The sequence below is a fragment of the Fodinibius salinus genome, from assembly GCF_008124865.1.
Taxonomy (GTDB): Bacteria; Bacteroidota; Rhodothermia; order Balneolales; family Balneolaceae; genus Fodinibius; species Fodinibius salinus.
In genome coordinates this window covers 99,479-121,771 of the sequence record NZ_VNHY01000004.1, presented here as the reverse complement: position 1 = coordinate 121,771, position 22,293 = coordinate 99,479, and the positions used below count along the sequence as shown (strand labels likewise).

The 22,293-nt window shown below is 43.6% G+C and carries 16 protein-coding genes and 2 tRNA genes; 5 read left to right on the top strand and 13 right to left on the bottom strand.

Going from position 1 to position 22,293, the window contains the following annotated elements:
• Nucleotides 1–18 precede the first annotated feature (18 nt).
• Nucleotides 19–585: an NADPH-dependent FMN reductase gene (locus tag LX73_RS11180; RefSeq protein WP_246138244.1), complete on the top strand. Its 567-nt coding sequence runs from the start codon at nucleotides 19–21 to the stop codon at nucleotides 583–585.
• Nucleotides 586–623: 38 nt separating this feature from the next.
• Here LX73_RS11180 and LX73_RS11175 read toward each other — a convergent pair whose 3' ends face one another.
• The 7 genes from LX73_RS11175 to LX73_RS11145 form a co-directional block, all read right to left on the bottom strand.
• Nucleotides 624–1,331, bottom strand: a complete 708-nt coding sequence (locus LX73_RS11175; RefSeq protein WP_148899593.1) for a response regulator transcription factor — start codon at nucleotides 1,329–1,331, stop codon at nucleotides 624–626.
• On the bottom strand, nucleotides 1,324–3,027 hold the full coding sequence (locus LX73_RS11170; protein WP_148899592.1) for a sensor histidine kinase: 1,704 nt from the start codon (nucleotides 3,025–3,027) through the stop codon (nucleotides 1,324–1,326). The genes LX73_RS11175 and LX73_RS11170 overlap by 8 nt, the downstream gene beginning before the upstream one ends.
• Nucleotides 3,028–3,207: 180 nt before the next feature.
• A complete protein-coding gene (locus LX73_RS11165) occupies nucleotides 3,208–5,130 on the bottom strand; it encodes a M1 family metallopeptidase (RefSeq protein WP_211359422.1) in 1,923 nt (640 codons plus the stop codon).
• A 169-nt stretch (nucleotides 5,131–5,299) separates the two neighbouring features.
• Entirely contained in the window at nucleotides 5,300–5,677 is a 378-nt protein-coding gene (locus LX73_RS11160; RefSeq protein WP_148899590.1) for a response regulator, read from the bottom strand.
• Nucleotides 5,678–5,998: 321 nt separating this feature from the next.
• On the bottom strand, nucleotides 5,999–7,336 hold the full coding sequence (locus LX73_RS11155; protein ID WP_148899589.1) for a TolC family protein: 1,338 nt from the start codon (nucleotides 7,334–7,336) through the stop codon (nucleotides 5,999–6,001).
• Nucleotides 7,326–10,475 (bottom strand): efflux RND transporter permease subunit, encoded by a 3,150-nt coding sequence (locus LX73_RS11150; protein ID WP_148899588.1) that lies wholly within the window; start codon nucleotides 10,473–10,475, stop codon nucleotides 7,326–7,328. Before LX73_RS11150 ends, LX73_RS11155 begins: the two co-directional genes overlap by 11 nt.
• Nucleotides 10,476–11,597, bottom strand: coding sequence for an efflux RND transporter periplasmic adaptor subunit (locus LX73_RS11145; RefSeq protein ID WP_148899587.1), 1,122 nt, complete (start codon nucleotides 11,595–11,597; stop codon nucleotides 10,476–10,478).
• Between the two features lie 406 nt (nucleotides 11,598–12,003).
• Here LX73_RS11145 and LX73_RS13000 point away from each other — a divergent pair, with 406 nt between their 5' ends.
• On the top strand, nucleotides 12,004–12,141 hold the full coding sequence (locus LX73_RS13000; protein ID WP_170245671.1) for a hypothetical protein: 138 nt from the start codon (nucleotides 12,004–12,006) through the stop codon (nucleotides 12,139–12,141).
• 225 nt (nucleotides 12,142–12,366) lie between these two features.
• Here the strand turns inward: LX73_RS13000 and LX73_RS11140 are convergent.
• Nucleotides 12,367–12,454, bottom strand: a tRNA-Leu gene (locus LX73_RS11140).
• 194 nt (nucleotides 12,455–12,648) lie between these two features.
• On the opposite strand from LX73_RS11140, the gene LX73_RS11135 reads away from it, so the two are divergent.
• Nucleotides 12,649–12,721, top strand: a tRNA-Ile gene (locus LX73_RS11135).
• 107 nt (nucleotides 12,722–12,828) lie between these two features.
• On the opposite strand, the gene LX73_RS11130 is transcribed toward LX73_RS11135, so the two are convergent.
• From LX73_RS11130 to LX73_RS11110, 5 genes are all read right to left on the bottom strand, one after another.
• Nucleotides 12,829–14,793 (bottom strand): LVIVD repeat-containing protein, encoded by a 1,965-nt coding sequence (locus LX73_RS11130; RefSeq protein ID WP_148899791.1) that lies wholly within the window; start codon nucleotides 14,791–14,793, stop codon nucleotides 12,829–12,831.
• A gap of 131 nt (nucleotides 14,794–14,924) precedes the next feature.
• Nucleotides 14,925–15,614, bottom strand: coding sequence for a DUF305 domain-containing protein (locus tag LX73_RS11125; RefSeq protein ID WP_148899586.1), 690 nt, complete (start codon nucleotides 15,612–15,614; stop codon nucleotides 14,925–14,927).
• Between the two features lie 241 nt (nucleotides 15,615–15,855).
• Nucleotides 15,856–16,245, bottom strand: a complete 390-nt coding sequence (locus LX73_RS11120) for a hypothetical protein (protein WP_148899585.1) — start codon at nucleotides 16,243–16,245, stop codon at nucleotides 15,856–15,858.
• A gap of 166 nt (nucleotides 16,246–16,411) precedes the next feature.
• Nucleotides 16,412–18,823 carry a TonB-dependent receptor gene (locus tag LX73_RS11115; RefSeq protein ID WP_148899584.1) on the bottom strand — a complete coding sequence of 804 codons (2,412 nt, stop codon included), beginning with the start codon at nucleotides 18,821–18,823 and terminating at the stop codon, nucleotides 16,412–16,414.
• A gap of 51 nt (nucleotides 18,824–18,874) precedes the next feature.
• Nucleotides 18,875–19,408, bottom strand: a complete 534-nt coding sequence (locus LX73_RS11110) for a hypothetical protein (RefSeq protein ID WP_148899583.1) — start codon at nucleotides 19,406–19,408, stop codon at nucleotides 18,875–18,877.
• 271 nt (nucleotides 19,409–19,679) lie between these two features.
• On the opposite strand from LX73_RS11110, the gene LX73_RS11105 reads away from it, so the two are divergent.
• Together LX73_RS11105 and LX73_RS11100 are read left to right on the top strand one after the other, a co-directional pair.
• On the top strand, nucleotides 19,680–20,729 hold the full coding sequence (locus LX73_RS11105) for an NAD(P)-dependent alcohol dehydrogenase (RefSeq protein ID WP_148899582.1): 1,050 nt from the start codon (nucleotides 19,680–19,682) through the stop codon (nucleotides 20,727–20,729).
• A gap of 210 nt (nucleotides 20,730–20,939) precedes the next feature.
• Entirely contained in the window at nucleotides 20,940–22,289 is a 1,350-nt protein-coding gene (locus LX73_RS11100; RefSeq protein WP_148899581.1) for an NAD(P)/FAD-dependent oxidoreductase, read from the top strand.
• The last annotated feature ends 4 nt before the right edge of the window (nucleotides 22,290–22,293 follow it).

Here is a 22,293-nt window from a genome sequence, read left to right as displayed (position 1 = left end):
AAACTACAAATAAAACAGATGATTAACTTAGGAATTATAAGTGGAACAGACAGGCCGGGTTCGTATGCCTTACGCGTGTCGAAATATGTGCAACAAAAGTACAAAGAGCAGGGTGTTGGCGCTCAAATTATTGATCTTCAAAACTTTCCTGTTAAGCAGGTAAGCGGGGGACGTTATGACGATGATCTTCCGGATGTTGATGCTTTTGCCGATCAGTTGATTTCGGCTGATGGACTAGTGTTTGTTTGTCCCGAATACAACGGCGGCTATCCGGGAATATTAAAGCTGTTTATTGATTATCTGCCGTTTCCCGAAAGTTTAAACAAAAAGCCGGTTGCTATGATCGGCGAAGCCAAAGGAGCTTTTGGAGCCATGCGCGCAGTGGAACAGCTGCAGCAGGTCGTAGGTTACCGGAATGCTCATCTGTATCCCGAACGGGTATTTATCCCCAGAGTTCACGACAATTTTGACGACGATGAAGGAATAGATGATGAATTTCAGCAGGAGCTGCTGGAGTCTCAAGTTAATTCGTTTCCCTCTTTTATTCAGGATGTACGAAAGTCATCAACGGTTTCAGGAAGGTAACCCCGAAACATCATACATAGAGCAGTATAAAAGTCAGGTTATGTCCCTACTTTCAGCATATATCCGACCCCGTGTAGTGTAACCAGAAATTTAGGATCATCAGGCTCCATCTCAATTTTGGAACGTAATTTGGAGATATGCACATCAACAGTACGGGTATTGGTGCTGAATTCGTATCGCCATACATTTTCTAGTAATGCATCACGTGATACCGGTTCATTACCGTGGGCCATCAGATAGCGGATAAGTTCAACCTCACGGGTGGTAAGTTCAATGTCTCCTTTTTCAGGATGTTCGGCTACGGCATTGTCAAGATCCACATAAACAGGACCTAATTTAGCCTCTTCAATAAGTGTTTTGTTGGTATATTCGTCGGAACGTCGAAGCCGTGCTTGAATACGAGCCAGCAGTTCTTTAACGCCAAATGGTTTGGTTATGTAATCGTCAGCTCCAATGTTGAGCCCGGTAACTTTGTCAATTTCCTGATCGCGGGCAGTCAAAATTATAATGGGAAAGGTGTAGTCCATTTCACGGACTTTTTCACAGACGTCATAGCCGCTCATCCCAGGAAGCATTAGGTCAAGAATCATCAAGTCGGGATCTTCTTTTTTAACAATTTCTACTCCCTTGGCACCTTTTTTAGCTACAAAAACATTATAGCCCTCATTTTGCAGTGTATCCTGTAGAGTAAAAACAAGACTCGGCTCGTCTTCTACAATTACAATTTTTTTAGTTTGATCAGACATAAGATTCAGAGTCTTTATTTAGTGAGTCGTGTTTATTCTCCGATGATTCTTCATCCGGTACTTCTCCTACCTTTTCTGAAGTATCGGAAATAATAGGGAAAGTTACGATAAAGGTCGATCCCTGTTCTGGTTCTGTGGATACTGTTATTGATCCTTCATTGAGTTCAACCAGATTTTTAACAATAGATAACCCAAGTCCGTGGCCTTTTGTTTTGGCTGTTAACGTATCTTCAGCTCGGTAGAATTTATCAAAAATTTGAGACTTTACCTTCTTGGTCATGCCAATACCGTTGTCTTCGACCTCCAGGGTCACTTCTCCATTTTCGCTGTATAAACGAATATATATAGATTTTGAGTTGGGACTGTATTTAAGAGCGTTTTCGACCAAGTTGGTTATGATCGTATTGAAGCTTCCGCTGTCTATCATAACCATCGGGGTGTCATCTTCAATAGAGGTTTGCAGAGAAAATCCCTTTTCATTGATGTAATCCCAATGTTCTTCAATATAAGAATTGACAGCTTGGCTCAGATCTACCGGTTCGGGGTCTATTAATGACTTACCGGCATCAATTTTGGCGACATCCAGTAGCTTTTCAATCATGCTGCGCAGTCGTACAGCTTCGTTGTAGATATGCCCGCCGTATCTTTTAAGCCGTCGCTGATCGGTAACACGTCCATCTGCCAGGTTTTCTCCAGCAGCCTGCATTACCGACAAGGGGGTCTTAAGTTCGTGTGTTACATTTGCCAAAAAACCTGCTTGTTGCTGTGCCAGTGCCCGTTCTTTTTGTGCTGATATAAACATGAATACAAGTGCACCAAGTAAAATGATAATAGCGATACTTAAGACGGCCAGATTTCGGTATAAGGAGGCATTAGAAGCAGCCACCGCTGATTGCTCAGTGAATGCTACATGCAACTTCCAGTAGTCAAATAAGTCGGGGAAATTCTGCTCAAAGTTAACCTTTTCGGGACTGTAATTAATATAGGGATTGCTGCTGGCAATAATTTTATTGTTCGTCCAGTCGCGCAGCCAAACGGTAATACCTGCCTGTTCGGGTCCGCCAAAATTTTCCGTTATTTTTTTCGGCAAATACTCATTCGTCAGGTAATCCTGATCAAAGGGCATAATCAAATACCCGAAAATAGTATTTTCGGAGGGGATGATGAGCGCGATGATAATACTACGATGGGAATCAAAGATTACTTTACTACTATTTTCATAATCATTGATGAGACTTTTCATTTGTGTTCGTGCAATGCTCATCCCGTCACAAACAACTTCCGGATAGTCAGCTATAGAAGTAAATTCTTCTTGAGAGCCGTTGTATGTTAATATTGGCTTATTATCCTTACACTTTCCTGAATTACCGGAAATAAAATAAATGTTTTTATATATCGAATCTTTGCTCGCATCTATGAGCAGCTCGTTCATCTCATTCGTAAATTGGCCGGTTTGCTGAAAGGTGGATTGCAAGTGTTTGATATCCTTCGAACCTAGCCCAACAAAAGATTCAAAGAACCGGAACCGTACTTTATCAGTAAACTCTGTTATTTGCAGTTTTTTATTTTCACGATTCGATTCCAGGGTATTTTCACGAAGAGCATAGAGCGAATACACATTCATAGCAGTAATACCCAGTATAGCAACAATGCCTACTGCAAGAAGTACCCAGCGAAGTGTTCCGTATCGTTTCATGAAAGTCTAAATTAAGAAAAATGTCCCCTTAATGTTGGAAATCTACCTTTAAAGGTAAAAAAAATACGCAGTTTACAAATTTATAGCTGTGATTATTGATGGATGGTAAGTATAAACGATCATTAAATAATAAAAGGGCACCGGAGACGGCGCCCTTTGTATGCTCAAATAGTGGGGTGTTTATTGTTTCCACTGGTTATTTTTCCTGTTTTTATCAGGATAGTTGCTGTCGGGATCGATTACGACTTTGGTTGCAGTACCGTCAACCGTGAGGGTTGTTCTTCTCATTCCCTTCAGCCATTTTTCAACCGGTATCGTACGCATAATAGTGGAACCGTCGGCCATGGTAATTTCTACTGTAGCAGGCATTGGCGCTTGGCCACGATCCTCAATAACAATTTCAGTTTTGTTTTCAGTAGTGGTTACTTTTCCAACGGCTTGGTCCAGCGTCCACGTTTCGTAGTACCAAGCTCTCCAGAACCAGTCGAGCTCTCTGCCGCTTACATCCTCAAAGGTGTTAAACATATCCCAAGGATAGGGATGCTTGTACTGCCAGCGGTCCATAAAGGTTTGAAGAGCGTTATTAAAGGTCTTTTCGCCCAGTAAATTTCTAAGGCTAGCAAGCATAGTGGCCGGCTTGGGATACGAGGCTGTACCATAAGCAGCACCGTTATAATGAAAGTTTGACCATCGCATAATAGGTCCTTCGAGGTCGGTTTGTGTGATACGCAAGTAACTCTGCATTTCTTGTTTGTCAGCATCAGGTCCGTCGGGGAAGTATGATTGCTTGGCCTGATTCTCATTAAATGTTGTAGTGCCTTCGTCCATCCAGGCATAGCGGCGTTCATTTGAGCTAACCTGCATGGGAACCCACATGTGGGCAAGTTCGTGAGCAATGACGGCATATAAGGCGTTTTTGGGCTGATCTTTATAGTCGCCGATGACCGTCATCATAGGAAATTCCATGCCTCCGCCAATAATACCACCACCCTCAACGGAAGTCATATGTGGCCAAGGATACGACATGTCAGTATAATCAGACAAAAAGCTAATAGCATCGCGAGTATATTTTGCACCATTTGTCCAAAGTGGGGCAGAGCTGCGATATATAGCGTTGATACTTGAATAATTTTCTTGCCCGTCTCCATCAAGGTCACCCACACTGGCACGGGTAGCATCCCACATAGATTCTTTGGTAGCACTAAATGCAAAATCGCGTACATCTTTGGCGCTGAACGACCATGTAACCTTTCCGTTTTCTGTCGATTTTGTTACGTCGCCAAAGTCATCTTTGGTAACAACTGATACCACCGTATCACTCTGATGAGCTTTTTTTAGACGCTGATATATATTGTCTTGTAAAACCTGTTTCCCATTTTGGAGCTTACCGGTTGAGGCAACCATCCACTGTTCAGGGGCAGTGATATCTACATCATAATTGCCAAAATCGTGGTAGAATTCAGCATTACCAAGAAACGGTTCCATAAACCATCCAATTACATCATCATATACACGCATCTGGGGATACCAGTAGCCAATGTAAAAGAGGTTATCTTTATTATAACCCATACGGCCGCTTGCACCTCGTTGGGGAATCTTGAAATCCCATCCAATATTTATTTTGACACTGTCTCCGGGCGAAACGGACTGGCCGGGAAGAATATTGAGCAAAGTACCATTAACAGTATAACCGCTGGATGCTTTGCGTGACTGTATTTGTGACAGTGTATCACCACTTACAGCAATATAATGCAGGTTAACACCGCCCGTTATTTCTTGGTTGCTCAAACGTGGCACTCCTTCTTTATGGAGGTTCTGAGCCAGTTCCATAACTAGCTTGTTAAGCGTATCAGGTGAATTATTGTAATAAGTGATGGTTCCACTTCCTTTCAGCAGGGTATCATCAGGGATAAGTTCGGTATCAATATCATAGTGGGCACGTTGTGTCCAATAGTCAGCACCTGGCTTGCCCGACATGGTTCGAGTATTCTTGTCAATAGCCTTAAAAAATGATGAAGGAATTTCATTGGTAATATCGTTGGCAACCGCCCGATCCATTTGCGAAGGAGGCTTGTGAAGATTTTTTTGCTTCACTTTATTCATCGATTCCTTCTCTCTCTTTTCATTCTCGGTCATTTGTTGAGAGCCTGAACAACCAAGCAAAGCTATGCTCAGGAGAAAACAAATAGAGATGATAAAACTGCGATTAGGCAAACTCATTGATATAAACAGATTGGTTTATAATTAGAATGTTACGAATTGAATGGGAGTACTACTTAGTCGGGAAATGTTGTTGAATGACATTTTGCAGATCATCAAATTCGATGGGCTTAGTCAGATAATCCAGATAGTCAATCCCTTCGGCACGTTCAACGTGATGGGGATCAGAGTTACCAGTAATAAAGATGACAGGGACGTCAGAAAATTTCCTGATTTCCAGCATGGCGTCAATGCCGTCAATATCACCTTCGAGAGAAATATCCATAACAATTAAGTCGGGCTCGTGCTCTTCAACTGATTTGATAGCTGTCTTGCCATAAACAAGTTCGCCTTCAGTCTTAAATCCGAGCCGTTCGAGATAGCTTTCGTATAAAAGGTTAAGGATAAGGTCATCCTCAACAATAATTACTTTTTTATTGCTTAAACTCATATTTATGTCATCTATTTTCGGTGATCAATTAAAATAGTAAAATCGAGACGTATGACAACCTTTTATATTATATATTGTCAAAGAAGTTAACAGTATAATCATGCATTATGTAACCGTTCATCCCGAAAAATTGTAGCGTACACCCATAATGAAAAGCTGTATTAGTATTTAACTTACACAAAAAATTGCTGATCATAACGATCAGATGCAAGTTCCTAACTGTAAGTAATTGTTAGCTAGAAAATAAATCAATAAACCCTTAAATAGATTTTACAATTTAAAATAGTTATTTAAAAATTCTATTCTGTTTTAGGTAAAGGATCATTCTATTTCTAATAATCGTCCTCCGAGCTTTAACAGCTCAATTTCAGATAATTTCGCATTGACTTTGAGGTTGACCAATTCTTGGCGAGCTTGCAGTAGGTTCAGTTGTGCTTCCCGAAATTCAGTGTTCGACACTTGTCCCAATTTAAATGCTTTTTGGGTACGCCGAAAATTAAGTTCAGCAGTTTGTACATTCAGTTGTTGTTTATCTAGCAGAAAAATATTTGTGCTATAGTCTTCATAAGCATTACGCATATCACGGCGTAGTTGTTTTTGGGCCAGCTGCTGTTGTTCCTTGCTGTTCCGGAGGCGTATTTTAGCATTCTGGATGTCGATTTTGCGTTGGAAACCATTAAAAATATTGAAGCTGAGTGAGAGAGTACCGGTTAAGCCATTGGTTTCTTGGAAGCTAAGCAAATTAGCTTCGCTTTGTGAGCGTGTGTAGTTATAGGAGGCTTCAGCATTTAGTTGTGGATACCGATCAGAACGCGACTGTTTTAGTGATACTTCGGCCAGTTTGGTTTCCAACTCAGAAGTAACCAGCGAGGCATTATTTTGAAGGGCAGACTGCATGAGCTCCTGTAAATTAAGCTCACGATTAATAGAAATTTGTTTTTGTACGTGGATATCTCCTGAAGGTTGTTCTCCCAGCAATACCAGTAAATTTCGTTTGGCATCCTGGAGATCAGCATTTGACTGAACATACCGGATACTGTCTTGGTTGAGAGCAACTTCGGCATTTAGCAGATTTACTTTTGTGCGACCGCCCATCTGATATTGCTTTTGCGCTCGTTTAAAACGCTGTTCCGATATATCAATACTTTGGCGATTTATTGTTGCCAACTCAGCGCGGGCAATGGTTTGCAGGTAGCGCTGGATGACCTGTAAAAGGGTATTCTCAATCTCCAGGCGACTTTGTACACTTCCCAATTTAGCCTGTCGCTTTAAGCTTTTTAGGCGGTATGCATTACCAAAACCGTCAAAAAGCGTGTATTGTGCATTCAGTGAGCCCGCAAGTTGACTCGAGATACTGCCCGTGCGCGAAGTGTCGGGAGTATTGCCGGAAAAGTTTAACGTAGTATTTTCAATAGATTTTCTATACGAACCGTTTGCCGTTAGCGATGGCAGGTATCCGGCATTACCCAAGGTGGCATTATTTTCGTCAATTTCTGCCCGGTTGCGAGCAATAGTAATATTATGATTTTTTTCGAGTGCTAAGCCTACAGCTTGTGACAGCGATAGTGTATCAGCCTGTGCGGGGTTGGATTGCCCTGCAGCTGTTACCGCTGTGATTATAACTAAAACAAATGTTGTGACAATCGTTTTATTCTTCATTTTCTTCCTCCCACTTTAATTCTTTAACGGCTGGTTCAGCAGCGCGGTACGTAATCCATTCGTCCTCCCAAATCCAATGGCAAAGCCGGGTTAGATTGTTAGCTGCCATTAGCAGTAGGGGTAGCAGTGCCAAGAGGAGAAAAGTTGCTACCAGCAGTCCGTAAGCCACGCTAACAGCCATAGGTATTAAGAATTGGGCCTGAAAACTCTCCTCTAGGATAAGTGGTGCCAATCCAACAGCTGTTGTACCGGTCGTCAATATAACGGGGCGAAAGCGGGCGCGACCGGTTTCAACCAACGCCTCATAATAGGGCATGCCATCCCGCAGTTTATCATTAAGTGTTGTAACAAGTACAAGCCCATCATTTACAATAATTCCAACCAAGGCGATAATACCCAGGACAGATAAAATACCAAGCCCCAGCCCATGGATAAAATGCCCCCAGGCAGCGCCAATAATGCCAAAGGGAATGATCAGGAATAACACGATAGACTGACTGAATGATTTAAAGGTGAACAGGATGAGTGCAAAAATGAGCAGCAGTAAAATAGGTAAAACTGTTTTTGCTGCCGTTGCCACTTCGCCGGTTTCGCGAGCCTGTCCTTCGAGTGAATAATCCAACGAAGGATATTTGGACGTAAGCACTGACAAGATAGATGTTTCAATTTCTTCCAACACATCCGGTGCCGACAGATCCGCATCACTTAGATCTGCCTCGACTCTGATTTCGCGTTCTCCACCCCGGTGGTTAATTGATACCAGTCCCAGTTTATAATCAATATTTACCAGTTCTTTAAGTGGATATTTATTACCCTGGTTATTAGCAATACGCATATTTAGCAGATCGTCAGCGCCGCTACGGTTGGCCAGGTCATAACGCACCCACACGCGGATCTCATTTTTACCTCGTTGCAAACGCTGAGCTTCATTTCCAAAAAAGCTGTCACGGACTCTCGAGATCACATCCTGCAGCGAAAAGCCAAGTGCTCGAGCTTTGTCTTTGAGGGTAAGGTGCAGTTCCGGTTCATTTGAGTTCTGGTTATCAATAACATCGGTCAGCTCCGACATTTCAGAGAGACGTACTTTGAGCTCTTGTGCCGCTTTGCGAAGCTGGTCAAAATTGGGGGAGACCAGCGAAATTGCCACCGGTTTCCCGAAAGGGGTGCCTCCACCGTACGAAAGCTGATTAGTGCGGGGAATGGGGCCTACCTCTTCGCGCAGGTCCTCAGTAATTTGGGCACTGCGTATTTCTCGTTCAGCTGCCGGCATCAGATAAAATACAAGACTCATTTGATTACTTTCATACCCCACCTGTAGCTCCATATGCTCAAACATGTCGCGATCCATGTCAAATTCTTTGCGATAGCGTTTATTCAGCCGCCGTGCAGCTGCCAGAATCTCTCGTCCCTTTGATTCGGTAATGTCATTGTTGAGAGCTCTCCGCAGGCGTATATCCACACGGATAGTATTCGATTCAATTTCAGGGAAAAAAGTGGTACGAATTGTTGTTCCGCTGATGGCTCCGAGCGTCACCAGCAGGATTGCAACTGAGCTGAGGCCTACCAAGGTCTTGTTGCGGAGCGAAAATTCGAGGAAGGGAATATAAAAACGGTCGCGTACTTTTTTTACAAGGTTGGAAGTATATTCCTGTATCCCGCCTTTGCCGTTATTTTGATGCAGTGATTTTGAATGTGCCAAGTGTGCCGGCAGAAAGATAAATACCTCAATCAGTGAGATGAGTAGTGTGGCGGATACCACAAACGCTACCTCCGAGAAAAATTGTCCCAGCTGTCCCGGAATAAAGTAGAAAAAGCTAAAGGCAATGACAGTTGTAATAATGGCCGACGTTACGGCAGGTACCACCTGCAGGGTACCCTCAACAGCTGCTTTGATGGGCGGCAAGCCCTGTTCGTACTTCTGGTAAATATTTTCCCCCACTACAATGCCATCATCCACGAGGATACCAATGACGATGATCATCCCGAAAAGAGAAATAACGTTGATTGTAATACCATAATAGAGGGCCAGCATAAACATGCCGCAGAAAGAGATCGGGATTCCCAGTGCCACCCAGAAGGCCAGTCGGATACGTAGAAAAAGTCCCAGTAACAGCAGAACCAGTGCCGCCCCGAGCAGGCCATTTTCCTGCAGCAGGTCAATGCGGTCGCGCAGGTTTTTTGTGGCATCGTCAACCAGAATAAGCTCGGAGTTTTTCTTACGGTTATTAAACTCCTTGATATACTCTTTAATACTGGATGACGCAGCAAGTATATCTTCATTATTAGTCGTATTTACAGTAATAGTGACTCCGCGCTGACCGTCTAGGAATACACGCTGGGTACCTTCATTGAAAGTATCTTTAACCTTGGCTATATCACTAAGCCGAATAATAGTACCATCGGGCTTATTTTTTACAGGAATGTTTTTGAAGTTTTTGGCATAATCAGATTTTTGTTCCACCCGGATGCGGTATTCCAGCTCGGGGCCGCGGATAATGCCCCCGGTACCGCGAATATTCTCTTCGGATACGGCCCGGCTGATATCACGAATAGTGAGGTCATAGTTACGTAGCTCTTTTTCACTAACATTAATTTCAATCTCAGGATTGTTATACCCAAAATTGCTGACGTTAGTGATGTTTTCATAGTCCCGCAGGTCATCTTCTATCTGCTCAACCATATCTTTAAGAGTGGTAATGGGCACGTCTCCGCGCAGTACCATTTTGCCGGCCAGGTTTGTGGGTTCTTCCTTATATACAATGAGTTCTTCTAAGCCGGTGGGAAAGGTGCTAATCTGATCAACAGCATTTTTTATTTCCTGGAGTACCTCATTCTCATCCACAGAGGCATAAATTTCGGCATTTATTGTAGAGCGATTTTCTTCGGTGTAAGAAGTGATGCGTTTTACTCCATTGACGCCTTCGATGTTATCCTCAATTTTGAGGACAATACTTTCTTCCATCTCGAGAGGTGAAGCACCCGGATATACTGCTTGCACAGTAATGAACTGCGGTTCTACCTCAGGAAAGAAGCTGGAGGTCATGTTAAATGCTGCCACCGATCCCAGGACTAGAATGGCAAAAATCGTAAAGTTAACCAGTACAACGTGCTTAACGAAATATTCTATGATGCGCTTCATTTATTGATCCCCCAGCGGTGCTACTGTTGACCCTTCAAAAGATGCTTCACGGAAATCATCAATGATGACAGTACTCGGTTTAAGTCCGCTTATAGTTACACTGTCACCGGATTGTGCCAGCACGTTAATCTCGGTAAAGTGGGCGGTAGAGTCGCGGATTACAAAAATATTGTTGTCGCGTACGAGTGCATCCTGGTGGATACGTACTGCATTATCAAAAGGTCGGCCGGCAATACTCCCTTCCACATAGGCACCGGCTTTTAGATTAGAATCGTTGATCTTCATAAACACCTTTACGCTTTGGCTGGAAGGGTCAATAACTGCATTTTTGCGGTCAATGCGTGCTTCTACATCTTTGCGTCCAGCCGTACGAAATTGCAGTTCCACACGATCGCCCACCTTAATAAACTGGGCCTGCTCGGCAGGAATAGAGGCTTCGATCTCCAGCGGATCTATTTTCGTAAATTCTCCAAGGCGCTGACTGGGCTGTACCAGTGCGCCGGGATCTACCGTATTTTCGGTTACCACCCCGTCGAAGGGGGCTTCAATGGTAAATTTGTCAACCCGCACTTCTTGCTGGCGGATACTTGCATATCTGCTGTATATATTTTGGCTGTTTAAATATAATTGAAGCTGACGGTTGTTAACTTCCGGCAGTGGAGGGATGGCGTCGGAAGCGTCAAAGTTTTCGAGGTACTGCTGCCAATCATCATAAGCATTGGGGTAGTCAATATTGATATCCGGTAAGATGCGAGATATCAGCGCCGAAAATTCATACTTGGATGCCTTCAGTTGTTGCCGTTGTTCATCATCATTAAGGGTAATGATGGCTTCACCCTTTTCAAAGGTTGTACCTGTTTTAAAGGGTTTGCCTTCGGGCATTAGGCGTCCCGTTACTTCAGCAAAGATATCAAATCGACCTTCGGGAATGACGCGCCCGGTAAATTGTATACGATTGGTGAGCGTGCCGGGATTAGCAGTAATAGTTGGTACTTTAATAACATCAACGGGTGGCTCACGGTCGGCCTGTTCGGGAGCACTGCCCGATAAGTACCATGCAAGAGGAATACTAATGATGAAGATAAGGGCACCGGCTAATACCGATAATTTGCGGCGGTTCATAGGATAGCGAATGCATTAAATTTTTGGGATGAAAACCTGTTAAGCAGGCCTCTCTAAACTAACAATAAACTGCCAACGTTTCGACTTTTAAGATAATCTTCAAAGTCTGTACAGATTTCGAAGATTCCTATCATTCAATAAGAAAGAAGCTCCTTAAAATTTAGTCAAATCCTTCATTTTTAACTCGTTGGTTTCCAAGGAACCAAAAGATAAGGTGGAATTCCCTGACAGAGTTCGGTTATTGCCAACACTCAAAGCAGTTCGAGAAAACTTGGGGCGGACCAGAGCTATGAGGTGTTTAATTGGCAACTAAAAAAATGAACAGAGAAACTAAAGTGCTCTTGAGCGCATCGACTACGACGCCTGCCTGCTCTACAAAGCTTTAGCATAGTAGAGGGACAACATTATGCAGTTGCAAAACCAGGACGAATTTAGCGATATGGGGTTTCTGGTGGATTGTATAGCCGCCACACTGGCCGGTGGATGTCCAAAGCCCCGATCTTGTTTGATGGAGGGACGAGCAACCTGCATAAGTATGCTCTGAACGATTCAGTGAATTTGGTAGATCCCAATAGGTTACAGATTTTTGGTATGGCAGTAAAAATGCCTAAGAGAGATTGTCTCCTGCTATTAATCATGAATACATCCGAGCAAAGAGAATGGTGAGTTTATTCCATCCTGAGGTGAGAAAACAAGACCTTTTGTTTGGCCATAGTCACATAAAAATACCCTAAGCTGTTTATTGTCAACAACTTAGGGTTCTGTAATGTACCCGAGGTCGGACTCGAACCGACACTGGCATTTAGATGCCAATTGGATTTTAAGTCCAACGCGTCTACCAATTCCGCCACTCGGGCATGTGTGTCAAAACTTGCAGTCGGACGTGCGTTAAGAGACGCTAAATATAAGGTATTCATCTTTACTTCTGCAATTGAAAATTGTACAAAATATATACCCCTTGCAGATTAGTGGATAGAGCTAAAGTAAGATTACATCTTGTATTGTGAATATGAAACCGTTAACTTTAGCAGCCTTTCAAAGCAAATAAAACGGGCCCGTAGCTCAGCGGTTAGAGCAGTCGACTCATAATCGATTGGCCGGCGGTTCAAATCCGTCCGGGCCCACTTTTTATAAAGCATCTCTTGAAAAACTCTTCGCATAAAAAAATCCCCTTCAGAATTGGTAGGTAACCGCATCCAAAGAGGATTCCAATAGCCAAAAGAATTTGTGCCTACTTAGTAGACAGCGTTTCCAAGGTATTGCGAAGTTTGCGAATTTTTTGAGGCTGGCTTGAATTATTACCCTGCTTTTTTACGTCCTCAGCTACATCAGTAAGTATCTCACGCCGTTCAGCTTCAGGTGCATTTTCAGCTTTTGTAAGCTTCTTCCTGACCGTGGAAATCGAATTCATGCTCATTCCATTATTGCGTTCCAGCTGATCTACATAGGCTTTGGCAAGCGCGAAGGTAGCCGGCCAGTCGTATTGTGGCTGCCCTTGGGGATTAAGTTGTTCAAAGGTGACCGTATTTGCAGCCGCTATCTCATTTTTCGTTAGATATGGGCTTGGCTCCAATTTGAAAATGTCCAATCCACGGGCTATCTCGGAATTCACAATAGCACCATTGTACCAATATACCGACCAACTGCCGCCCATCTGCATTTGGGTAGAATCTACAGGGCCGCGATCGTGGAAAGCAATTTCAACCGGATTATTGGGATCGGTCCAGTCGAAGACAGAAATACCCCCCTGATACCACGATTGCACCATGATGTCGCGGTCGGGAATGGGAATTAACGACCCATTATGCGCTACACAGTTTTCTTGTGTTGTTTGTGGTGCAGGCATCTTGTAATAAGACTGAAAGTCCATTGTATTGTCTTCACTAATGGTAAAGATAGCATTAGCCCCCCATTCCATAGGATCTTTTTCGCGGCACTTGGGTTGACCGCCGCCGCCCCATTCATCCGTAAAAAGTACTTTATCGCCTTCGTTATTGAAGGTCGCAGAGTGCCAGTAGGCAAAGTTAGAGTCGGCTACCGCATCTACGCGCTTTGGATTGGCCGGATCATTAATATCGAGCAGCAGTCCATATCCTTCGCAGGCTCCTCCAGCTAGTCCAATTTCGGGATAGAGTGTAATATCATGACACTGGTTGGGCCCGCGCTGTGGGCCTTCGGTCTCCTCATCATTTCCACCAAAACGCTCAGCAATAATTTCAGGCAACTTTTTGCGCAGCATAGCACTGTCGGCAGCAGTAGGTTCGCCTGTCTTGCCCTGCTCTTTCATTACTTGCTTAAGCATAATTTGAACATACCGGTCGGGGATAATGCGTGGCTGACCGCCAATTTCAGCAACAAAGGCTCCTTCTTCTTTGGCTTGGGCCAATTGCTCAGCATCAGCGGGAGACATGCCGTGATTTGGTGCTTCCGTTAAGTTTTCAAAGATGCGCGGAGAGTTGACAATTTCTGCCTTTTCAGGATTGTCCAGCGGCACCTTTATAACCTCAATACGGAATAGGGCAGAGTTGGGATCTTCCTTGGGCATAGCATCAGAGCAGCCGGGTAGTTCTTCACTGGGGCGTACAGGAGCTGATCCGGAAACATATACATAAACATTTTCATCATCTTTGGGATCCTTGAGCACAGAATGAGTATGTGAACCTCGACAGGTCTGTACATTAGAGACGTACTCAGGATTTTTAATGTCATCGATATTAAAAATTCGAATGCCGCGTAGTCGTTTTTCGCTTACTTTTTTATCTATACCTTCAGTTCCGCAGTCCAGACGTCCGCCCAATCCTTCGCCGGAAACAAAAAGGAGATCGCCATATACTGATACATCGCTTTGGGATGCCGGACAGAGAAAGTCAGTTACCAACTTGGGAGAGCTGGGAGTTGAGATATCCCATATAAGAAATCCGTTATAATTACCTTGGATGGCATACTTTCCTTTAAAGGCAAGATCAGAATTAGTTACTCCTACGTATTTTTCCGGAGGACGTTTTTGAGCAACCATAGTCATATTCCAGCTGGCCTCTTCGGCATCAAATAACCCTGCTTCCAATCCCACACGTGGATCGGGAGTGGGGGCTTCTACCTGGCTTAACGGTTTAATGTTCGTCTTTGTTGATTCCATTTCCTCCATCGATGAAGAAGAGGTGGCACAGGAATAACTAATGAGCATCAATGCTGCCATTAATAACCAGAGTGACGGTTTTCTTGCACCCCGATTCTCTGAGGCAGATCTTTGGTTTAAAAAATCAAAGTTCATAATAGTGGTTTTATAGATGGTTATTGATTTATGAAGGTGGTTAAAGGAGTGGCCATTTAGCTTGATTTTTGTAGCTTATCAAGCATCAGGCGCATACGTTCAATTTCAGTACGCTGATCTACTTGTATATCAGAGGCAAGGCGGAAGGCACGGTTATCCTGAGCTGCGCCATCGGTGTCGAAAAGATTTTCGACCATATATACGGCTCCTGCATGATGTTGAATCATATACTTGAGAAAAAGTTTGTCAAATTCTTTGTTACGCGCAGCAGCAAGTTCTTCCAGCTTTTCTTGCGCGAGCACACCCCGCATTTTTCGGTAGCTTGTATAGGGCTTGCCATCAAGCGTAATAGATAGGATGAGACCGTTAATTTCTATTTGGGGCACGGGTTGTTCACGAGTACGCAACCACTTCTGCATGGATTGTATTTCATCTTTCTGGGCGTTGATGATACGCGCAGCCAGTGTTTGTACCTGCTGACTAGCTCCATTTTTAGGAGCCAGCCGAGACATAACTAGTGCTTGGGCATGATGAGCAATCATCCCCGTCATAAATTTCACATCAGCTTGCGTAAATGACATTTTTGCACTGTCTTTACGCGCCCAGTAAAGTTCTTCTAAGCTATCTTTTTCAGGAGTTGAAGAAGCAGTCTTTGTGTTTTCTGTACTTTTACATGCTGCCATCCCTGCCACAAAAAGAACGACCAGTATAAAACGACCCCAAAGGGAATTACTGATATTCATCATTGCAAATGGTTAATCAAATATTCAATTATTATCAATGTTAAGATACTCTAATATATAAGAGTCACCTTGTATTTAAAAAGAAATTATTTTTAAAAGTAATTATCTGTATCGAAGGAGGGATCTGGATAAATAGGTATACATTCCAAACTGTCTTCTTGGCCTTTCCAGCGTGAAATTCTATGCTGGAAATTTCGGAGTGTAATTTTATTGGCATTGTTATTCTGTAGAGGAGGTCGTAAAATCATGCCATCACTTTTACTGCCTTAAAAAATTGCTCAGCATTTTGTTCGTTCTTTCCCCAGTCAATGATTTGCGTTTCCAGCTTGCATCTCGAATAAAAAGAGATATGCACGCCTTCTTCTTTTTCTGAAAGAATGACCTGTATATCTTCTCCAAATGATTTCATCGTCCATTTGCTTTCAGCGTTGATAATACCTCGATTGGGATATTTACTTTTCGGGGTAAATTTACAGTAGCGCAGTGCATCTTCCACAACAGTTGAAGCATCTTCATAACTAGTTTTGATAATACGTTTTTCTTCGTATTCCGATCCGCCATATTGCCAAAAGACAAGACCGCTAATCAAAACAATACCCAGCAGAAAAAGGAGTGTAAGTATGAATACATCCATCTCAATGCCTGATTTGATAATTACGGTATCAATACAGCTATTTAATTTTAATAACTAATAGATGAGATTAAAAGTACCTCATAGTATTTTACATCTATTAACGGCCTTAATACAAAAGCCCCTCATAATAGAGGGGCTTTTGTAATTATTGACCTGTTGACTTTTGTTAGATGTGCCCGCGAATTCCAAAAATAATATTGCGACCCGGCGCTGCAATACCGGAAGAATATGGGCGGTAGCGTTGATTGGTTATGTTTTCAACCCCAAAGTTCAGGCTTATATTATCCGAAATATTATATGAGCTTTTTAGATTGAGGGTGTACCAACTTGGGGAATAGGGGTTGCCGTTGCTATTAAGCGCATAAAGATGCGGTTTCCCCTTTTCGGATGGAGCTAAGTCGCTAAACGGAATCTCTCCGTTATAGTCAGCATAGGCATCAATAGTCAGGTTACCGGGTTCATACGTCAGATGGGTGCTGCCAAAAGTGGGGGCAACGTGACGTACGGGCACGGTGGTTCCATTGGGTCCGTCTTCTTCACCCTTCTGTAAGCTGATATCAGACGAGAGGTTGAGTGACGGAGAAATCTGAAGCTCCATGCTGGCCTGTGCTCCCCAGACTTTGGCTGAAGCTACGTTTTGGATGGCCTGTACCTGACTTAGCGTACCGTCATAAACTACGCTGTCTTGTCCGTTGACGGTAAAGTCACGGCGGGCAAGGGCGTTATCCAGAATGGTATAGAAGGCAGATAAATCGAGTTTTAGACGATCCCCAAACATTTTTTGGAGTCCCAGCTCAAAGTTGTAGGCATATTCGGGGTCCAGATTAGAATTAGGCACGATAACTGATCCCGGTTCGGAATCAAATATTTTGCCGATATCGTCGATATTGGGAGCGCGAAAGCCGGTAGAGATATGGCCGTCAATTTTCCAACTTTCTGTGGGACGATATACAAATCCGGCGCTTCCTGTTACAGCACTGCGGTTGATATCCGCTCTACCAAAATTGTATTGAAACTGAGGCGCGTCGATGGTAGCGTCAATCAGGTACTGATTGTAGCGCGCACCGGCTGTAAGGGTAAATTTCTCGCTGAGGTTATTTTTATAATTTACAAAGGCCGCATACGACTGCCATCGTGAATCATCGGGATAGCGCGTAGATGTAGGCGTTTGCTGATTGGTCGTAATATCAGTCACATGAGCGTTCGAGTACACCTTGTTGATGACACCCTCAAGACCATAAAACAGTGTGCTGCGGTTTGTAAGTTGTTTCTCAAAATCAACATTAGCCGAATACGAACGGACATGCTCTTCGCGATTTCGCAGGTTGGGGTCTTGGAAGTCGCGGTCATTACGGCTTTCCTCGTAATCCTGATATGCCACTGTTGTTTTGAGCTTGTCAAAAAGGGCAGCATCAGAATAGTAAGTAGCATTGAAGTTGGTCATAAACCATTGCTGTGGTCCGTAATACCACTCTGCCTTTCGGAACTGTCCGTTTTGTTTTTCAGTCAGTCGATCGTAACGGGGCAGGTTGGTGGTGGTGGAATAATGCATGCCCAGCTTAAGATCCCAGCTTTCAGACGGTCGATACCGAAACTTCTGCATCACATTTACCTGGTTATATCCGGTGGGATGCTGGATGTTTGGCCGCTCATTCGTCAGGACTTGATCTTGTCCGTTTATGCGTTCCACATATTGCGACCGTCGATAATCGGAGGGGCCGTCGGTACCCATCCGCATATCTTGGTAATCGGAATAGGTCAGGCTGGTAACAGACCCCCAATTTTTGAATCCGAGATTCAAATCAATATGACCGGTTTTGCCCCAGTTTGCCGAAGAAATACGCGTCAGGGTATTGCCTTCTATTCTGGGCTCACTGCTAACACTAAGTTTTGGCGTCAGAGTATTGAAGCTCATGACGCCACCGATGGCATCACTGCCATAGGTTACGGATCCCGGTCCGAGTACGACCTCGGTATTTTCGATGGCATTGGCATCGAGTGAGATTACGTTTTGTAGATTCCCACCCCTGAAGATGGCGTTATTCATCCGCACGCCATCGATGACCAGCAGCACGCGATTGGTGGCAAAGCCGCGAATCATGGGGCTGCCTCCTCCCATCTGGCTTTTTTGAATAAATACTTCGTTTGAGACCCCCAGCAGATCGGCTGCAGTCTGTGGATTTTGAAGCTGTGCTTCTTCGGGAGTAATCTGGGCTACTGATACAGGTACTTCCCGAGTATCCTGTTTCCAGCGGTTGGCCGAGACTACCATATCACCCATAGACAGCGGTTTTTGCTGAAGTGCGATTGGAGAAGTTCTGTTAGCTATTTCATTATAAGAGAACCGGACGGTATTGTATCCGACGTAGCTAAAAATTATGGTTTCTGCTTCTGCGAAATCCTCAATGGATGCATTACCTTGACTATTCGTGACTTCTGCAATCGACCGATCCTTGGTAAAGATGTTTACTCCTTCCAGTGGATCTCCGGTCTCTTTATCAACAACGGTAATGCTTTGTGCAAATGCCCCAGAAACATATAGTACTGTTAAGAGCATCGTTAAAAGATACTTCTTCATAAAACAAATAGGGTTTTAGTAAAAATTGTGAAAATGAATCGAATGTGTTGCTCATTGTATCTTTGGGGGCGGCAGATCCACATCCAGAAAAATATGTAGACGGGATATATCGTGCGCAAAACGAGCTAGCGTTTGGGTAAATAGCTCAAAGCGAGGTTCTGAATGAGAGAGGAGAAATATTTTATCGAGATACTGTTTTAAAGAGACATATTTTTGTTGCTTGGCTTTACTTTCTTGTAGGTAGTTCGATATATATTCTGCCAGATTATTCAACAATTTTGTTTCGGCCTTATCCCAGTGGCAATAATACCAAATGGTATCACCGTGGATCTCTTTGCGGATGATATCGTACATTTGTCCTTGGTATTCAAATTCATGAGACTCGTGCCACTTAAATTCTTTTGGCGGATGTTCGGCCCAGCTTAAAGGGACTTTGATCACTTTTGGTTCTTCCTGGAAATCGCTTTCAATCTTTTTCTTAACCTCTTCTTTTATAGAATACAGCCAGATATTATAGACAAAGCTAACCCCCAAGAAATTGAAAATAAGGGTAATAAGGAGCAGTATGGTGGTATGCCGTTTCATGAATGCAAATGATACAAAATCCTGCGTTATAAAGAGAAAATCAGTGCTTATTTTGATACCATTTTTATGGGTACCGCTTGTAAGTGTTGGGTCTTAGTAAATAGGTGAGTAGAAGAAAAGAAGATTCCTCGATTCCGTTCCGTTTTATCTGGCTGATCGGTTATTGTGCTGTAATTTGGGCAGCTATATTAGGAATGAAGTACAGAGTCTTTCTGTTCAATAAACTTCATTGACACAAATAAAATATTAACACAGATAAAATAGCTGTAATATGACAAATGTAGATGCTTATGCTGCTCATGCTTCAGATAAAGATTTGGAACCCCTTGAAATTGAGCGTAGAGAGATAACCGAAGATGACGTCAAAATTGAAATTGAATATTGCGGTGTTTGTCATAGTGATATTCACCAAGTGAGGGATGACTGGGGAAATTCCATGTATCCGGTAGTGCCGGGACACGAAATTGTTGGCCGTGTGACGGAAGTTGGAAACAACGTTTCAAATTTCAATGAAGGCGATCTTGTAGGTGTGGGATGTATGGTTGATTCTTGCCAGGATTGTGCATCTTGCAAACAAGATCTGGAACAATACTGCGAAAATGGAGCTGTCATGACCTACAATGGCCCCGATGAGCATCTGGGCGGGCATACCTATGGTGGTTATTCCGAACAGGTTGTAGTTGATAAAGAATTTGTGCTGGATATGCCCGAAAATATTGATACCAATGCCGCGGCACCGCTGCTTTGTGCCGGTATTACTACATGGTCTCCGCTGTCGCACTGGGAGGTCGATGAAGGCGACAAGGTAGGAGTGATTGGTCTCGGCGGACTTGGCCACATGGGAGTAAAGTTTGCTGATGCACTGGGTGCTGAAGTTGTGATGATTACCCGCTCTCCTGAAAAGGCCGATGATGCTAAGCGGTTGGGTGCTGATGAAGTACTGATCTCCACGGATGATGATCAGATGGCGGCCCATCAGGGATCTTTTGACTTCCTGCTGAATACTATTCCTGTTGGTCACGATTTGGATCCCTACATTCAGTTGTTGGGACTGGATGCTACCATGGTACTTGTGGGGGCTATTGAACCGCTAGAAGAGATGCACGGTGGCGGATTGATCATGGGTCGCAAGCGTGTAGCTGGATCAGTAATTGGCGGCATTAAGGAAACGCAAGAGATGCTCAATTTCTGCGGGGAACATGATATTACGTGTGATGTCGAAATGATTGACATCCAGAATATCAATGAAGCTTACGAACGTGTCGTCAACTCCGACGTCAAATATCGTTTTGTGATTGATATGGATTCGTTGAAAAATTAATTATCGGCAGAAGCTTTTTACAAAGCCTCCAGCTACTATTCTTTTTTAGTTCTAGAATCATGATATTTATATAATGTAACTGATCACTTTTTTATACATTCGTAGTTCTTCGTTTGGATTTCCATACTACCTTCCCGAAACTGTAAGGAATAACGTAATATCTTATTTGCCAATTACATCTAATTGGCAAACAGAACCTATGGGTCGTTTATGCATCTTGTAATTATTGGCAATGGTATCACCGGAGTTACTACAGCGCGCTATGTGCGAAAAGCCACCGACTGGGATATAACTATTATCTCCAGCGAAACGGAGTACTTTTTTTCGCGAACAGCGCTGATGTATATCTATATGGGGCACATGGAGTACGAGCATACCAAGCCCTATGAGGATCACTTCTGGGAAAAGAACGATCTAAACCTGATCTGTGATCACGTTATGGATATTAATGTAGAAGACAGGGAGCTGGATTTACGGGAAGGCGAATCTGTCAGCTATGATAAACTGGTATTGGCTACCGGATCGCAGCCCAATAAGTTTGGCTGGCCGGGACAAGATCTAGATGGTGTTCAGGGGCTTTACAGCTATCAAGATCTGCAGTTGATGGAAGAAAATACTAAGAATATTGACCGCGCTGTTATTGTAGGTGGCGGACTTATTGGTATTGAAGTGGCTGAGATGCTACACACGCGTGATATCCCCGTCACCTTTTTGGTGCGCGAATCCAACTATTGGGATAATGCTTTGCCGGTAGATGAGGCCAAGATGATCAACGAAGAAATTCGCAGGCATCATATTGATCTGCGGCTAGAAACAAATCTAGAAAAGATATTGCCTGATGATAATGGTAGAGTGCGGGCAGTGGTTACGCAGGAGGGAACCCAAATTGATTGCCAGTTCGTAGCTCTCACACCCGGCGTCCATCCCAATTTAGAGCTGGTCAAATCGGGACCTGTTGAAACCGACCGAGGCATATTGGTGAATCGTCACTTCGAAACTAATATTGATGATATTTATGCCGCCGGCGATTGTGCCGAATTTAAGGAGGTGCCTGATGGGGATCCGTCTATTGAACAACTCTGGTACACCGGTCGCCTGCAGGGTGAATGCCTGGCACGTAATCTGTGTGGAGAGCGCAAAGCTTATGATCGCGGAATTTGGTTTAATTCGGCCAAGTTTATGACCATCGAGTGGCAAACGTATGGACGTGTCCCCCCGCAGTTGCCTGATGGTTGTGAGACATTTTGCTGGCAACATCCCGATGAAAATCTGCTGTTGCGGATTAATTACAAAAAATCAGATCGTGCTGTTACTGGTTTTAATTCTTTTGGCATGCGGCTCCGTCATGCGGTTTGTGAGCAGTGGATTGATGAAGGCAAGACGCTGGAATATGTGCTGGAACACTTGGGAGAAGTTAATTTTGATCCCGAATTTTGTGATCAGCATGAGTCAGAAATTATCACCTATTACAATGAAAGGTATCCCGATCGGCAACTTGAGCTAAAACAAAAGCGCGGCCTGCTGGGACTTTTTCAGTTCGAAAATCAAATGACGGCCTAGGGAT

What these genes read in the sequence shown, in the direction of transcription:
- LX73_RS11110 (WP_148899583.1), bottom strand. Translation starts at nt 19,408, where the DNA reads ATGAAACGGCATACCACCATACTGCTCCTTATTACCCTTATTTTCAAT.
- LX73_RS11160 (WP_148899590.1), bottom strand. Translation starts at nt 5,677, where the DNA reads ATGAGTTTAAGCAATAAAAAAGTAATTATTGTTGAGGATGACCTTATC.
- LX73_RS11130 (WP_148899791.1), bottom strand. Translation starts at nt 14,793, where the DNA reads ATGGCAGCATTGATGCTCATTAGTTATTCCTGTGCCACCTCTTCTTCA.
- LX73_RS11155 (WP_148899589.1), bottom strand. Translation starts at nt 7,336, where the DNA reads ATGAAGAATAAAACGATTGTCACAACATTTGTTTTAGTTATAATCACA.
- LX73_RS11170 (WP_148899592.1), bottom strand. Translation starts at nt 3,027, where the DNA reads ATGAAACGATACGGAACACTTCGCTGGGTACTTCTTGCAGTAGGCATT.
- LX73_RS11120 (WP_148899585.1), bottom strand. Translation starts at nt 16,245, where the DNA reads ATGGATGTATTCATACTTACACTCCTTTTTCTGCTGGGTATTGTTTTG.
- LX73_RS11125 (WP_148899586.1), bottom strand. Translation starts at nt 15,614, where the DNA reads ATGATGAATATCAGTAATTCCCTTTGGGGTCGTTTTATACTGGTCGTT.
- LX73_RS11165 (WP_211359422.1), bottom strand. Translation starts at nt 5,130, where the DNA reads ATGAATAAAGTGAAGCAAAAAAATCTTCACAAGCCTCCTTCGCAAATG.
- LX73_RS11105 (WP_148899582.1), top strand. Translation starts at nt 19,680, where the DNA reads ATGACAAATGTAGATGCTTATGCTGCTCATGCTTCAGATAAAGATTTG.
- LX73_RS11175 (WP_148899593.1), bottom strand. Translation starts at nt 1,331, where the DNA reads ATGTCTGATCAAACTAAAAAAATTGTAATTGTAGAAGACGAGCCGAGT.
- LX73_RS11100 (WP_148899581.1), top strand. Translation starts at nt 20,940, where the DNA reads ATGCATCTTGTAATTATTGGCAATGGTATCACCGGAGTTACTACAGCG.
- LX73_RS11115 (WP_148899584.1), bottom strand. Translation starts at nt 18,823, where the DNA reads ATGAAGAAGTATCTTTTAACGATGCTCTTAACAGTACTATATGTTTCT.
- LX73_RS11145 (WP_148899587.1), bottom strand. Translation starts at nt 11,597, where the DNA reads ATGAACCGCCGCAAATTATCGGTATTAGCCGGTGCCCTTATCTTCATC.
- LX73_RS11150 (WP_148899588.1), bottom strand. Translation starts at nt 10,475, where the DNA reads ATGAAGCGCATCATAGAATATTTCGTTAAGCACGTTGTACTGGTTAAC.
- LX73_RS13000 (WP_170245671.1), top strand. Translation starts at nt 12,004, where the DNA reads ATGCAGTTGCAAAACCAGGACGAATTTAGCGATATGGGGTTTCTGGTG.
- LX73_RS11180 (WP_246138244.1), top strand. Translation starts at nt 19, where the DNA reads ATGATTAACTTAGGAATTATAAGTGGAACAGACAGGCCGGGTTCGTAT.